The following is a 12,668-nucleotide window of genomic DNA, read 5'->3' on the forward strand; positions in this document are numbered from 1 at the left end:
CCGCGTTCGTCGTCATCGATTGCGACCGTCCAGGGATTACTGGGTCGGCGGCAGCACAACCTGTGAGGTCTGCTGCGGCAGGTTGGTGTAGGTCGCGCTCTCCTTGGTGCAGATATCCCGGAAGACCACGACGCCAGCCTGCGGGTATTCCTTCACCAGGCAGTTGCAATTGTTGTTGACGACCGGCGCGGGGGCCGCCGCCGCGACGGGCGTGCTCGTAACCACGGTCGCGGGCCGCTGAACGACCACCGTCTCCTTCACCACCTGCGGGGTCGGGACATACACCGGCCTGTTGACGACAACCGGCACCGGCCTGACGACGACAGGCGACGGAATATAGACCGGGGGCGGCGCGGGGCGGGGATAGACGACGACCTGCGGCTGCATCGGCCGCGGACCGGGAACCACGACGACGGGGCGCTGGCCGCCGTTGCCGCCATAACCGCCAAAGCCGGGATTGGCCTGGGGCGCGTTGCCGTACTGGCCGTTCGACCCCCAGCCGGCCTGCGCCGAATTGCTGGTAACGCCTGCCGCTACGCTCGCCAACACCATCGCGGCCGCCATCTTGGTGATCATCGCTGTCTTCGTCATGGTCCACCTGTTTGTTTGTTTTGCTGCATTGTTGCCGTGGGATGAGTGATAGGCCGACCTGGCGCGCGCATCCGTGACGCGGCGCACACAAGCGGCGAAAACCTCCTCCGATGGAATGAGGGAGCGGCATGGTGCCGCGATCGGCGTGGCGCTCCGCCGGTGGATGCTTGCATCGCGCCCAGGCTTGCGGAGGAGCGAGCGAGGCTTTCCGCGCGGCTCTGGTTCGTCGGAAACGCCTCGAGCCCCGTCTGGCATCGCTCTTGCTGCACGATCTCTAAATGTCTGCCCGTCCATGCGGGCTGACCCAAATTGAGGCGATCACATGCAGTCAACGTCCCGTTTCGAAGCGACCGCGTCCCTTAAGCTCCACGCACTGATCTCCGACCTGAACTGGCGGATCCAGATGCTCGAGGGCGACATCCTGGAAGAGGAGCGCGCCACCGGGAATGCCGACCCCGGCAGTGCCACCTATTCCATGCTGGCCCTGACGCTGCGGGCGCGCAGGGACAATCTGAGGACCTCGATTGCGCTGCTGGAGGCGCGGGGCGAGCGGAAGGTGGAATTGTCGCGGGCCGCGTAGCGCCGCCGCCGGTCGCCGTCGTGGCGGCCTCAGCCGCGGCGAAGCGGTCTGAAAGGGCGGCGCCGGCCACGGGAAGGTCGAGCGCAGGCCCATGCGCGCCGGAGCAACTTCGGTTTATCCTCAAAAAAGAGGTTGACCCGTCGGGCAAAACACTGGCAGAATGACATCATCGAAGAAGTTTGGTTCAGCCCGCGCGGAGTGATCCGCCGCGGGCTTTTGATTCCGGTAACGCCGATCGCTCCTTCAGAGAGGATTTCGCGATCGGCCCGATTAAGAGCATGGACGAACAGTCCCTCTTGTTGCTCAGCTCCTTGTGCGGATTACGGCAGTCCCTTGCAGTCGTGCAGAACACCCAAAGAGATTAAGCACAGGGAAAGCGCATATTGACAATGTTCTTGGTTTGTTCTATATGAAGTAACATCTCAACCTTTGGGCGAATTGCAGTTTTACGGTAGAGCATCTTTGGGGGACGGCCGATGAGTAAGTCTTTCCTTGCTTTGGTCTTGTTGGAATCCGCTGCAACTCCCGACATGGTCGCACTGACTGAAGCTATTCGTAAGCGCCATCCCCAACTTCCTGTAGGTCTAGACGAGACTGGCGAGGAAGGAGCTCGCCGAGACTCGCCGCTCATCCACTGTGGCAACGAACTCGTTGCTGTGATGGCGATGCCGGCTCCTATCCCGGACGATCCGGGCCTGTGGTCGCGCACTTCCAGGACGTGGCCGGAGGGCATGGCGATTGCGGAGCGGCACCGAGGGCATCTGATCGTTTCGGTGCTCGGTCAAAACCAGCGGCCGCTGCAGACTGCTCGTCTAATGACTGCTGTCATCGGCGCATTGATTGCTACGATGCCGCAGTGCTGCGCCGTGGTCTGGAATGGAAAGGTGGCGCGACCGTCCGATCTGTGGTTGGACTGGTCCAGCCGATCGTTTGCGCCGTACCCCGACTATCCCTCCTCGTTGTGGGTCGACATACTGCCGTTCCGATCAGCAGCGGGTATTGGCGCAGTAACGATGGGTCTGTCAGCTTTTGCCGATCGTGAAATCGAGTTCGAGACCCGCAAGCTGACACTCGCCACCTTGATCGACAAGGTGGACGGTCTTGCTGTCTATCTGGTTGAGCACGGACCTGTGGTTAAAGACGGTGATACGTTCGGTCGCGACTCGCGCGAGCGCTTCACGGTCCGTTACAAGAATTCCGATCGATTCGAGAGGCTGCCCGTTTTTTTCTGCGCTGACGGTCCGGTATAATTGAGTTTGGTGATATGCCGAAGTGACTTGCGTGTGTCACATTCAGGGCCGATCGTTTGACACGTCGCGCAAGACAGGGGCAGGGTGGCATGATCAAAATGAATTCGGGTGCAGCCCGCGGGATATCGCGGGCTTTATTGTTGGGCCATTGATCTTAGGGGTGGCGTCATTACGAGCACGATGTTCCGCGGGGCTCAGTTATGAGTGGCGAAGGTGAAACCTCTATTGCGAAACGATCCAGGGCGCGAAAGCGCCGTTACTACGAAATGGGTCCCGACTTCGGCGTGGGCGGCAAGCCGGGCTATTGGCTCGAAGACGAAAGTATTCTTCCTCCCTACAAGGTCTTCCGTCTGCCGGCTTCTACCGCGCGTGCACCGTTCGTGTTTGATAAGTCGATAGGCAGTTTGCCGTACGACCTCGAGCCTTACTATGGCTGGTGGTTGATTTCGGATCGGACAAAGGTGCTCTTTGAAGCGCTGGATCCGGAGGCCTTTGTGTTTGTACCATGCGATGTGCGAGTACCGCAGGGTAGCTATCATGGACCAGGCTATTGGCTCTGCGATGTTGTTCGAGTTCTCGACGCCCTGGATGAATCGCAATCACGCTTGATCATCCGGACTGAAGACGATCATCGCTCTCTCAAATTTGGAAAGAAGGTCTATTTGACCATGCCAGGCTCCAAGCTTGTCTTCACGGAGGCTGCAATCGGTGAAGCCCATATCTTTCGTATGGCTCATAGCGAGTCGGACGTCATATGCGATCAAGAGATGAAGGATGCCTGCAAGGCGGCGGGTCTCAAGAGAATACGGTTTGATAACGTCTCGAAGCTTTGAGCCGCCATGGGCTCGCCGCGTGCAATGCGGCTCGACTTTATGAGGGGCGATGCGTCAACTTAACGGGTTGGACGAAGCTCGCGTGGTTCGGTTTAACGGGCGATGCTTGCGGTCGCGCGAGTAGAAAATCTGCAACTCTTTGACAAAATTGCGAGTATCTTGGATTGTCTCACCGTCGAAAGCTCGGGCGGCACGGCGATCACCGTGCAACTGCGATCGTTACTCGGATAGTATCTAGCTGTGACTTTTCGACGGTCCAGGCGCATTTACGTGCAGATCGACGCTGCGCGTTGACCTTGGCTACACTGCAGCGAGAAACCCGAAGATCGTGCTGTCGATCCTTCTCGCGAAGCACGATCAGTATCGACGCGACTGGCCGATGAAGGTGGCTTGCGGAGCCGGCTTGCACTGGTTCTTGATTGCGGCTCTCGATCTGCGCAATTGCTCCTTTCTGGAACAGTAGTTCTACATATTCGGCGTTGATGGCGACTTTGACGCCGATGTTTTCTTCGAAGGATCTGGATCAGTAGCAGAAAGGCCCTGCTCTCGGCCGACGGCTGGTCCGGTGTTCTGCGAGCCGTGCACTTCGCAGGCAATCTGATTTGGCGTTTCCTCTACAAGACCGAGCATATCGGAAACACCGCCATCCGATCTTGACGAACTTGAATGCGAATCGGCGGCCGTGGTCGGGCTCGCTCGCATCGACACGTCTCCAAAGCAGATTTCATCGGCGCACCTCCCAATGAGCCCGCATCTCGTGAGGGTACATGTCAATTTTCGACGACCATCATATTATCCCTGAGCGTTTTCGCAATCACCAGGCCTTTCGCGGTATCGACAAGCAAACCTTTGATATCGATTCGTCCGCCAACCGCATCTACTTGCCAGGGGATCGGACTGTGGCAGCAGAATTGAATGCGCCGCCACATCCCAGTCGGCACACGTCTTCTTATATCAAGGCCGTCTGCAAAAGACTTAATGAGATCGCAGAAATTGAGAGTCCAAGTGATCGAATGGCTGAGATAAAGACGCTCATCGATGCAATGCGTATCGGGTTTGCCAACGGGGATCTCAACACCAATGTGCCGATTGATAAAACACGCGATGAAGTTGATCGCGGTATCGCGAAGGTTTTGACGAACGACAAAGCCTATATCGGTCAGCACCCAGATCGGCTGAGAGCAATCAGAGACCTCGAGCAGAGAGGTGTGGATGCCGGCTTGGACCATCTGATCAAATGGCTGCTCTATCTGGATGATCCGCAGAAGCAGAAACAGCTGGACGAGATAATAAAGCGAAATCCCGAGGTCAACATAACCGCAGGCAATAAGGACCTGCAGGGAACGCCGTGGGGGCCCAAGTTCGCAACGCTCGATCCTTCCTTAAGTGATCTTCGCATACCTGGCTCGACTCCGGTCGACCCTGCTGACTTTCCGCCGCTGTCGGGCTCCACGCTGCCCTCTCTGGGTACCCTGAACGGAATGGAAGGGTTTGCGCGGAGCGATCCGCGCTTCTCAAGCGGAATCCCGGCCTTTCCGGCGTTAGGCGGAGATGAGCGGCGGCTTGGTCAATTGCCCCCCAGCACGGCCGTGCCACCGGAGCCGCAAGAGTTGCAGTTCCATTCCGAGACAAGCGACTTACTCAGGTTTACTGATGGTTCGCCAATGCTGGGGCCGAATCCGTACGCGATGCGGTCCAATCAGAAAGACGGTCCGGCGGTTCTCGCCGGATTGGGAATATTTGCGGCGGCAATGTCGGCACCGGCATGGGTGCCGCTGTTACCGGCATTATTCCCCTTGGCAACCCTTGGGCTCATTGGAGCAACGGCCGCTAGCGCGAAACCGACTGGCAATGCTGGAGAGAGAGACTATTTCAGAAGCTCCTTCGCTCCATCCATCTGATCCGGCCCAGGACGCGTCGAATATCGATGGTCGTCCATTCGGGGCAAGTTCCGCGGCAGCGCAAGTTCCGAACGCCTCGTTCGATCAAGGGCCGATGCGGGCCAGCACATTTGCGGATCGCTTCGGAAGCTGGGCTGACACGCCGGCCGGCGTTGTGCCTGCCCAGAATGGGCAAGAAGTGTCGGTCACTCCTGCTGCAGAAGCCGCTGCACCCCAAGACGTTCGCCGTCTCACCCGCTTGAACACGTCTAACGCGGGTAGCGTCTTCACGTCGGGAAGCGCGCCTGTCCCATATCTGCCTTCCACTGAATTCAACGATCGGTTTGGCAACTGGACTGCGCCGACAGCTGCCGGCTGGCCTTCGCAAGCGAGCAAGCCTATCGGTCCGATCGGGGAAGAGCCGAGCTACATCATACCGCCACCGATCTTCGGAGTGGATGGCTTACGCAATCCGCGCAATGATGGCGACGAGTGGTTCTCGCGCTGGATACGACCGTTGCTTCCGCCGGAGTGAAGACTGATGACGGAGCCGTACGTATGCCATTCGAGTTCGCTCGATTGACACGTCGGGCAAAACACCGGCAGAATGGCATCATCGAAAAATCTGGTTCGGCCCGCGCGGAACAATCCGTGGCGGGCTTTTTCATGTCGACGATTGATTGTGCCGGCTTCCTGAAAGTCAGTTGCCGATTTAAGTTCGTATAAAACGAAATATCGGTTGACCCGTCGGGCAGAACACTGGCATAGTGGCATCATCGAAAAGTTCGTAACACCCGCGCGGGACAAATTCCGCTGCGGGTTTTTTCGTACCCAATTCCAGAATCGGACGGTGGCCACGCAACACGGCCACGAACTTAGCTGATACGCGTTCAGGGAGCGCCGATCGGCGTGCCGCCGTCCGAACCATTGCTGGCCGTGCACGCGCGAACGTGCCGGCTCGCGGCGCAAGCGATGTGCTCGCGCCGCTGCGGTCTCCGGACACGGAGATAGGGTTCGCGCCCGAAACGATCGCGCCTCATTCGCGATCTGCCGCGCATTTGTTTTCGTGGAGAGACGATGACCGCCTATCTGATATCGCTCGCGCTCGCGGGCCTGGTTGCAATCGTGCTGTGGGAGATGTTGTCTTGAGCGACGACATGGAAATTGCGCTTGTGAGTGAGCCGGCCCGCGTCCCGGCGCGAAGGAAGACGTCCAGTGCGCGCACCCTGACCGAGATCCGCTCGCTGGCGCGCAGCCACACCAGGACCGCGCTCAGGGTGCTCGTCGGCATCATGCGCAGCGACGACGCAACGCCGGCCGCGCGCGTCTCGGCCGCCAATGCGATCCTGGATCGCGGCTGGGGCAAGGCGGCGCAACCGATGGAGAACGGCGAGGATGGCGTGCTGGAATTGATCCACCGGATCGAGCGCATCATCGTGTATCCGGCAACCCCGGGCGATGGCGATGCCGGGCGCGACGCCTGAGCCGGCGGGCTAGTTCTTTGTCTGCTGACCGGTCCGGCGTTGCCCGGCATAGGCACGCTGTACCTGGTCGCTGCAATAGGACAGCCTCCTGCCATCGCCGGTAAAGTGTCCGTTGTTAATGATCCAGAGGATGACGGTCTTGTCGTCGATCCTCTTGAGCATGAGGTTCTCGCGGTCTTGGATGGTGTTCGGATCCTGGACGCTGACGGTTTCAGGGCCTGAAGCCGCTTGCAATGTGCAGGCTGCATCGATCCTGACGGTGTCGGGAAGCTGAACCCGGGTGTTTTCGATCTTGCACACATTCGAAGCCGTCGAGATCGACTTGCCGGAGAATGCAACGATGGTGTCGTTGAATTTCGCGCAGCGGTCCTCGAAATCGCTGCCCGCCGCCGCGTAGACGCCGTCCCGCGGATGGGCTCCCTTGAGGGCTCGCTCCTGGTCAGCCTTCTGCTTCGCCTCTTCCCTGGCCTTGAGCCCGGCCGCTGCATAGGCGTCCTGAGTCGCCTTGGGGCAGTACGCCGCCTGCCATGCCGGATATTTGAACTGCCCATTCGACGATTTGTGAACATTGACTGTTTTTGCATCGATGCGTTTGAGGAGGAGCGTTTCCTTGAATTGTCTGCTCTCCGGGTGTGGATCGCGAGGATTGACGAACTGTGCCAAATTGTAATCGTCGCAAGTCATGTCCGCCCTGATCGAGGTTGAATCTAGATCGAGAATATTGGTGACACGGCAACTCCATTCGTTGCCGCTGACAGACTTGCTGCCGAATTCGATCGCGATATTGTTGGCCTCGTCGCACGACGCGGCAAAGTCTTTGCCCGGTGCGGCATAAATGCCGTCCTTCGGCCGCCATCGTCCTTCTGTCGAAGAAGCTGGACTCTGTGCGGTGCAGGGAACGCTGTGCAGAATGAAGAACAGTGCAGGCATCGCTGCAACTACAGCATTGTAATTCGCGGCATTCTTCAAGGCGAACCTCCAACAGCTACCCGAAATCCGACGTCGCATGCCCAGACGCGATGCATGCGGCACAGATACGTCACCAGCTCTGGTTGAGCAAGCCACACGTGTTTGCATCCCGAACCCCGCGGCGATGCTCTTCGCGGCGGTTGCAGCCGTTCCAATCCAGCAAGTGTCAATGGAGTTTCGATATGTCCTGGGATGATATGATGCGGCGGGTCCTGCCGCCGACTGCTGGTTTCTCGCCTCATGTTACGAGCCACTTTGGCGAGAGATTCAATCGGCCTGCAGGCTCGTCAAATCCGCATGGAGGCGTCGACTTCAATTACAACGTCGGCCCGGGTGGGCAACGTGGGATCAATCTTCAGAACCCCGCGCTGCGATCGCCCGTGGATGGCGTGGTGGAGCACGCGGGCGGTGGCACCGTTGGCAAGATCGCGATCAGGGACAAGGGCGGGCTTTTGCATGAGATACTCCATACGCAAGCTCAGTACGTTCGTGTTGGTGAACCGGTAGCCGCGGGCCAACTCATCGGTGCTATGGGCAATACCGGCGTGAAGACCGCCGATGGCAAGCCGGGCGCCCATCACGTTCACTATCAACTCCGGGATCAAGCAGGTCGGATTGTGGATCCGGCCGCATTTGCGGATGCTCTGGGACCGTTTGATCCCAATCCAGCACCCCCCGCTTACCTTTCGGAACATACACAGTATTTGCGAGAGTCGGATGGCGCTCGTAAGAATATGGCTCCTGCCGACGTACGCGTTCTGCGACGTGTACCGGCCATGAAACCCGACAAGCCCTTCGCCAGCTATGGTCAGGATGCTTCCGGCGATCCGCTTCCGGCTCGGGAGGGCAGCTTCAGGGATCGCTACGGCGATTGGTCCCCCTCGGTCCAGGGCGCCGCGGTGCCGCCCAAGGTGCACCAGCCGCAGCCCGGAATAACGACCGAGGCTCTGGAGGACTGGTCCGCGATGTGGCGCAGGCGCACCGGCCTGCCCTAGGGTGAGCGAGCGCATCCATTGTCCATCCTGAAAATTCCGACGGCCAAGATCTTCGAGCCACTGCTGCAACCGGCGCGCTACAAGGGCGTTTACGGCGGGCGCGGCTCGGGAAAATCGCACTTCTTCGGCGAGCTGCTGGTCGAGACCTGCCAGGCCGAACGCGGCACGCTCGCGGTTTGCATCCGCGAGGCGCAGCGGACGCTGGCGCAGTCGTCGAAGCGGCTGATCGAGGGCAAGATCGGCAGCCTCGGTCTCGGCCACGGCTTCAAACTCTTCAGTGACAAGATCGAGACGCCCGGGGATGGCTTGATCATCTTCCGCGGGCTTCAGGATCACACGGCCGACTCGATCAAATCACTGGAGGGATTTCGCATCGCCTGGATCGACGAGGCGCAGTCGCTGAGCGCGCGCAGCCTTGCGCTGCTGCGGCCAACGATCCGCGCCAAAGCCTCCGAGCTGTGGGCGAGCTGGAATCCCCGCCGCAAGAGCGATGCCATCGACGATTTTTTGCGCGGACGTCAACCGGACGGGGCCGTCGTCGTCAAGGCGAACTGGCGGGACAATCCCTGGTTTCCGGACGTGCTGGAGGAGGAGCGATTGCTCGACCAGAAGCTCTATCCGGAACGCTACGATCATATCTGGGAGGGCGAATATGCGCGTGCCTTCGAAGGCGCGTATTTCGCCTCGCTGCTGTCGGAGGCGCGGGCGCAGGGGCGGATCGGAAAAGTCGCGGCGGATCCGCTGTTGCCGCTGCGTGCCTTCATCGACATCGGGGGCGCGGGAGCCGCGGCGGATGCTTTCACGATGTGGATCGTGCAGTGGGTCGGGAACGAAATTCGCATTCTTGATTATTACGAGAGCGTCGGCCAGGTGCTGGCATTTCACGCCAACTGGCTGCGTTCGCACGGCTACGACAACGCAATCCTCTATCTGCCGCATGACGGCATCGCCGCCAACAACATCACCGGCAAGCGCTATGAGGATCATCTGCGCGAGGCCGGATTCACGGTCGAGCCTCCGGTGAAGAACCAGGGGCCGGGCGCGGCGATGATGCGGATCGAGGCGCTGCGGCGACTCGGGCCGCAACTCTGGTTCAACAAGGACACGACGGAGCCCGGCCGCGAAGCGCTCGGCTTCTATCACGAGCGCAAGGACGAGGCGCGCGATATCGGTCTGGGCCCCGAGCACGACTGGTCGAGCCATGCCGCGGATGCGCTGGGATTGATGGCGATCTGCTACGAGCAGCCGGGCAGGGCGGCCGCGTTCAACCGGCCGATCCGCTACGCCGCGCAGGGGTGGGTGTGAGTGACATCGGCCGCTGGGCTAAAACCTGCGGTTGACGATGTTCTTGTTATGTTCTATAAAGTGTAGTCTCTACCGCTGCGTGAGTTTTGCGATGTCGGCGTTTCGAATACTGGTCGATCTGATCGGATACGCGGTGGCGCGTGCTGCCTTACCATTTCTTTCATTCGGCCGGATCTACGTCGAACCGTTCAGTGCAACTCCGCAGCCATTTCAGTGGCCGTGGTATCGTCGCGATGCGAATGGACGGATTGAACTGCGGCAGAGCGCTGCCGGGTGGATCGGGTTTGGGATCTGCCTTCTGGTGCTGTTCGTGATTATCGCCATATTTCACGGCACGTTCTGAGCTGCTGGGTGTTGGCGATGGCAAATCGAAAGACGCAGGTCGAATGAGCTGTGTCGTGAAGCCCGACAAAATCTCGATATCCGCTGCGGCCGGGGAGTGTGGCAAGGACAGGCAAATGGAGTACCTGATATACTGGCTCTTCGAGTTCATCGGGTGCTCGGTCGCGCGGCTCGCCATTCCCGCGCTGTCGTTTGGACGCGCCTATGTCCATCCACTCAATGCGCCTGCCGTTGGCTTCAACTGGCTTGGCTGGCGGCGGGATGAAGACGGTCGAATGGTGGTGGCTCGCGACGTAGCCGGATTTATCGGGTTCTTGATCATCGTCGTCGTGTTTCTCGCGTTCGTCTTGAGCACGCATCCGTTCTGATGGTGCCCTCGGTGCAAGCGATGTCAGCGCGTCACATCGACTGTTCAGCGAGAGAGGGAAAAATGGATAATTTCGTCTCCATCTGCATCGGCTTCCTCTATGAGACGTTCATCGAATGCATAGGATGCACGGTCGCCCGACTTGTCTTTCCCCTGCTGTCGCTTGGTCGAGTTCATGTCAAGCCGTTCAATTCACCGCCGCAGCGCTTCAATTGGCTGGGCTACCGGCGGGATGCCATTCGTAGTGACTAGATCGCTGCATCGCTCAATTCGGTAAGGAATGTCGATGTTGAACTTTCTACTAAACCAACTGCTCAAACAGGGTGGAGGAAGTCTTGCGAGCCTCGCCTTCACCAAGGAGCTCAACACACCTGAGGTCGACGTCGAGCGGATCAAGAGGGACCTCCGGATAACCGACTACTACGATGCCTGGCAGCTCTACAATTCCGATCCTGCTACTGGGAGCGATACTACAATCCGCCGCCCAACGCTGTCGAAGCAAAGGACACGTTTGTCAGCGATTCTGCGGCGCAGGCGGGGATTCCAAGCCGTCGAAACGTGTTCGAGTACGGCTATCCCGAGCCTGCCCCAAGGGCGCCGTCGATGGAAGGCAGGTCGCCCTGGGCGAGCGGCGTCCGGTAGCGGACCGTCCTTTGCCGATCGTTTCGGAAATTGGACTGCGTCCCAGGCCGGCGCCGGGCGCTGAGGTGACTCCCGTAGCATGCGCGGCGACCAGTGCACCGTCGCTCATCAGAAAACCAACAGAGCAGCATTGCCAACCGAAAGGTCATTCATGGCAAAGATGTCGATCTCCGAAGTGAAGTCCATGCTCGCCTCCGAGAAAGCCAACGCGCTCGCCGCCATATCGGCCGCACGGCTGGCGGAGGAGCGGGCCGATGCGATGGACTACTATCTCGGCGACATGCGCAAGGACATGCCGGCACAAGACGGCCGTTCGCGCGCGGTATCGACCGACGTCGCCGACACCATCGAGGGCCTGATGCCACAGTTGATGGACATCTTTGCCGGCTCCGACGAGGTCGTGCGCTTCGAGCCGGTCGGTCCGGAGGACGTCGCGGCCGCGCAGCAGGAGACGGACTATGTCAACCACGTCTTCATGCAGCAGAACGGTGGTTTCATGGTCCTCTATTCCTTCATCAAGGACGCGCTGTTGTCGAAGGCCGGGATCGTCAAGGTCTGGTGGGAGGAGCGCGAGGAGGAGAGCCGCGAGACCTACTACGATCTCACCGACGACCAGTTTGCGCTACTCGCCCAGGATGTCGCGGAGTCGAACGGGATGATGAGGATCGTCGCGCATACGGTGCACGATGGGACCGATCAGCGCGATACGCGGCAGGCGACACTCTGAGCATCAGCAGGGACGTGCGCGGCTGCTGGCTCGCGGGTTGCGAGCCCGTGGCCGCGATGGCAAACGGTCTCGTGCGTTGCGCGCCACCTATGGTAGTGAGGTCCCGCGGTGTGGGGCGCTTGAGGGAGTAAGCATGCGACGGCAATTTCGTTGGATCGTGATGGCGGCGGCCCTGGTGACGATGTGGATCGCGTGCTCGCCTGCGAGGGCGATCGGTTATCTGTCCGGGGTCCTGAACAAGCCGGCCTATGTGCAGACTTTGACGAGTCTGCTCAACGACGCGCCGGCCTGGACTCGGGAAATCCTCAAGAGGAACGGTCCATATGTGAGTAGCGTTCGAACCACCACGGACATTGCCGGAACCAGCTACGAGCTGTTTAACATGTGCGTGCGCGTCGCAAAGTGCATCGACACTTCAATTGTTGTCATGTTTGCGCCGAACGGCACGCAAGCGTGGGCCGGGCTCAGCGAAAAAGGGGGTATGTCCTTCCTGGGAGCTCCAAGCGATGCGCAGCAGGCGGTGGTGAAGCGAGAGCTATATGTTCCAGAGCCTCCACCGAAGGTGACGACCCCCTATCTGTTCGACGTGCTCAAGAAGCCGGCCTACGCGTGAGCGTCGAAGAATCTGATCGAGCATGCCGGCAAGCTGCCGCGTTGGGCCCGTGATGTTCTCGCCCAGAATGATGTTGCTTACAACAGTACC

15 protein-coding genes and 1 pseudogene are annotated in these 12,668 nt (G+C 59.7%); 14 read left to right on the forward strand and 2 right to left on the reverse strand.

The window, feature by feature from the left end:
* Positions 1 to 36: 36 nt before the first annotated feature.
* On the reverse strand, positions 37 to 591 hold the full coding sequence (locus AC1RR3_RS09125; RefSeq protein WP_492821572.1) for a hypothetical protein: 555 nt from the start codon (positions 589 to 591) through the stop codon (positions 37 to 39).
* 322 nt (positions 592 to 913) lie between these two features.
* On the opposite strand from AC1RR3_RS09125, the gene AC1RR3_RS09130 reads away from it, so the two are divergent.
* The 6 genes from AC1RR3_RS09130 (at position 914) to AC1RR3_RS09155 (ending at position 6,618) form a co-directional block, all read left to right on the forward strand.
* Positions 914 to 1,171, forward strand: coding sequence for a hypothetical protein (locus tag AC1RR3_RS09130; protein ID WP_492821574.1), 258 nt, complete (start codon positions 914 to 916; stop codon positions 1,169 to 1,171).
* 476 nt (positions 1,172 to 1,647) lie between these two features.
* On the forward strand, positions 1,648 to 2,421 hold the full coding sequence (locus AC1RR3_RS09135) for a DUF4261 domain-containing protein (protein ID WP_492821576.1): 774 nt from the start codon (positions 1,648 to 1,650) through the stop codon (positions 2,419 to 2,421).
* A 200-nt stretch (positions 2,422 to 2,621) separates the two neighbouring features.
* Positions 2,622 to 3,254: an imm11 family protein gene (locus AC1RR3_RS09140; RefSeq protein ID WP_492821578.1), complete on the forward strand. Its 633-nt coding sequence runs from the start codon at positions 2,622 to 2,624 to the stop codon at positions 3,252 to 3,254.
* Between the two features lie 767 nt (positions 3,255 to 4,021).
* Positions 4,022 to 5,155 (forward strand): AHH domain-containing protein, encoded by a 1,134-nt coding sequence (locus AC1RR3_RS09145; protein ID WP_492821580.1) that lies wholly within the window; start codon positions 4,022 to 4,024, stop codon positions 5,153 to 5,155.
* Positions 5,156 to 5,626: 471 nt separating this feature from the next.
* Entirely contained in the window at positions 5,627 to 5,860 is a 234-nt protein-coding gene (locus AC1RR3_RS09150; protein WP_492821582.1) for a hypothetical protein, read from the forward strand.
* A gap of 419 nt (positions 5,861 to 6,279) precedes the next feature.
* Complete coding sequence (locus AC1RR3_RS09155) at positions 6,280 to 6,618, forward strand: hypothetical protein (protein WP_492821584.1); 339 nt, start codon at positions 6,280 to 6,282, stop codon at positions 6,616 to 6,618.
* 9 nt (positions 6,619 to 6,627) lie between these two features.
* On the opposite strand, the gene AC1RR3_RS09160 is transcribed toward AC1RR3_RS09155, so the two are convergent.
* A complete protein-coding gene (locus AC1RR3_RS09160) occupies positions 6,628 to 7,587 on the reverse strand; it encodes a hypothetical protein (RefSeq protein WP_492821586.1) in 960 nt (319 codons plus the stop codon).
* Positions 7,588 to 7,787: 200 nt separating this feature from the next.
* Here AC1RR3_RS09160 and AC1RR3_RS09165 point away from each other — a divergent pair.
* The 8 genes and pseudogenes from AC1RR3_RS09165 to AC1RR3_RS09200 all read left to right on the forward strand — a co-directional run.
* Positions 7,788 to 8,153: pseudogene (locus tag AC1RR3_RS09165) on the forward strand (M23 family metallopeptidase); the annotation flags it as partial.
* Between the two features lie 210 nt (positions 8,154 to 8,363).
* On the forward strand, positions 8,364 to 8,582 hold the full coding sequence (locus AC1RR3_RS09170; RefSeq protein ID WP_492823176.1) for a hypothetical protein: 219 nt from the start codon (positions 8,364 to 8,366) through the stop codon (positions 8,580 to 8,582).
* An 18-nt stretch (positions 8,583 to 8,600) separates the two neighbouring features.
* Positions 8,601 to 9,887: a PBSX family phage terminase large subunit gene (locus AC1RR3_RS09175; protein WP_492821588.1), complete on the forward strand. Its 1,287-nt coding sequence runs from the start codon at positions 8,601 to 8,603 to the stop codon at positions 9,885 to 9,887.
* Positions 9,888 to 9,978: 91 nt separating this feature from the next.
* Positions 9,979 to 10,230, forward strand: a complete 252-nt coding sequence (locus AC1RR3_RS09180) for a hypothetical protein (protein WP_492821590.1) — start codon at positions 9,979 to 9,981, stop codon at positions 10,228 to 10,230.
* Positions 10,231 to 10,285: 55 nt separating this feature from the next.
* Positions 10,286 to 10,597 (forward strand): hypothetical protein, encoded by a 312-nt coding sequence (locus AC1RR3_RS09185; protein ID WP_492821592.1) that lies wholly within the window; start codon positions 10,286 to 10,288, stop codon positions 10,595 to 10,597.
* 62 nt (positions 10,598 to 10,659) lie between these two features.
* On the forward strand, positions 10,660 to 10,848 hold the full coding sequence (locus AC1RR3_RS09190) for a hypothetical protein (protein ID WP_492821594.1): 189 nt from the start codon (positions 10,660 to 10,662) through the stop codon (positions 10,846 to 10,848).
* A 541-nt stretch (positions 10,849 to 11,389) separates the two neighbouring features.
* Positions 11,390 to 11,965 carry a portal protein gene (locus AC1RR3_RS09195; protein ID WP_492821596.1) on the forward strand — a complete coding sequence of 192 codons (576 nt, stop codon included), beginning with the start codon at positions 11,390 to 11,392 and terminating at the stop codon, positions 11,963 to 11,965.
* A 133-nt stretch (positions 11,966 to 12,098) separates the two neighbouring features.
* Positions 12,099 to 12,578: a hypothetical protein gene (locus tag AC1RR3_RS09200; RefSeq protein WP_492821598.1), complete on the forward strand. Its 480-nt coding sequence runs from the start codon at positions 12,099 to 12,101 to the stop codon at positions 12,576 to 12,578.
* Positions 12,579 to 12,668: the final 90 nt, after the last annotated feature.

It is taken from the genome of Bradyrhizobium sp. GW821-FHT13H05 (assembly GCF_058804065.1).

Excerpts from the sequence above, each read along its gene's own strand:
- AC1RR3_RS09125 (WP_492821572.1), bottom strand. The coding sequence starts at position 591 with ATGACGAAGACAGCGATGATCACCAAGATGGCGGCCGCGATGGTGTTG.
- AC1RR3_RS09130 (WP_492821574.1), top strand. The coding sequence starts at position 914 with ATGCAGTCAACGTCCCGTTTCGAAGCGACCGCGTCCCTTAAGCTCCAC.
- AC1RR3_RS09135 (WP_492821576.1), top strand. The coding sequence starts at position 1,648 with ATGAGTAAGTCTTTCCTTGCTTTGGTCTTGTTGGAATCCGCTGCAACT.
- AC1RR3_RS09140 (WP_492821578.1), top strand. The coding sequence starts at position 2,622 with ATGAGTGGCGAAGGTGAAACCTCTATTGCGAAACGATCCAGGGCGCGA.
- AC1RR3_RS09145 (WP_492821580.1), top strand. The coding sequence starts at position 4,022 with ATGTCAATTTTCGACGACCATCATATTATCCCTGAGCGTTTTCGCAAT.
- AC1RR3_RS09170 (WP_492823176.1), top strand. The coding sequence starts at position 8,364 with ATGAAACCCGACAAGCCCTTCGCCAGCTATGGTCAGGATGCTTCCGGC.
- AC1RR3_RS09180 (WP_492821590.1), top strand. The coding sequence starts at position 9,979 with ATGTCGGCGTTTCGAATACTGGTCGATCTGATCGGATACGCGGTGGCG.
- AC1RR3_RS09190 (WP_492821594.1), top strand. The coding sequence starts at position 10,660 with ATGGATAATTTCGTCTCCATCTGCATCGGCTTCCTCTATGAGACGTTC.
- AC1RR3_RS09195 (WP_492821596.1), top strand. The coding sequence starts at position 11,390 with ATGGCAAAGATGTCGATCTCCGAAGTGAAGTCCATGCTCGCCTCCGAG.
- AC1RR3_RS09200 (WP_492821598.1), top strand. The coding sequence starts at position 12,099 with ATGCGACGGCAATTTCGTTGGATCGTGATGGCGGCGGCCCTGGTGACG.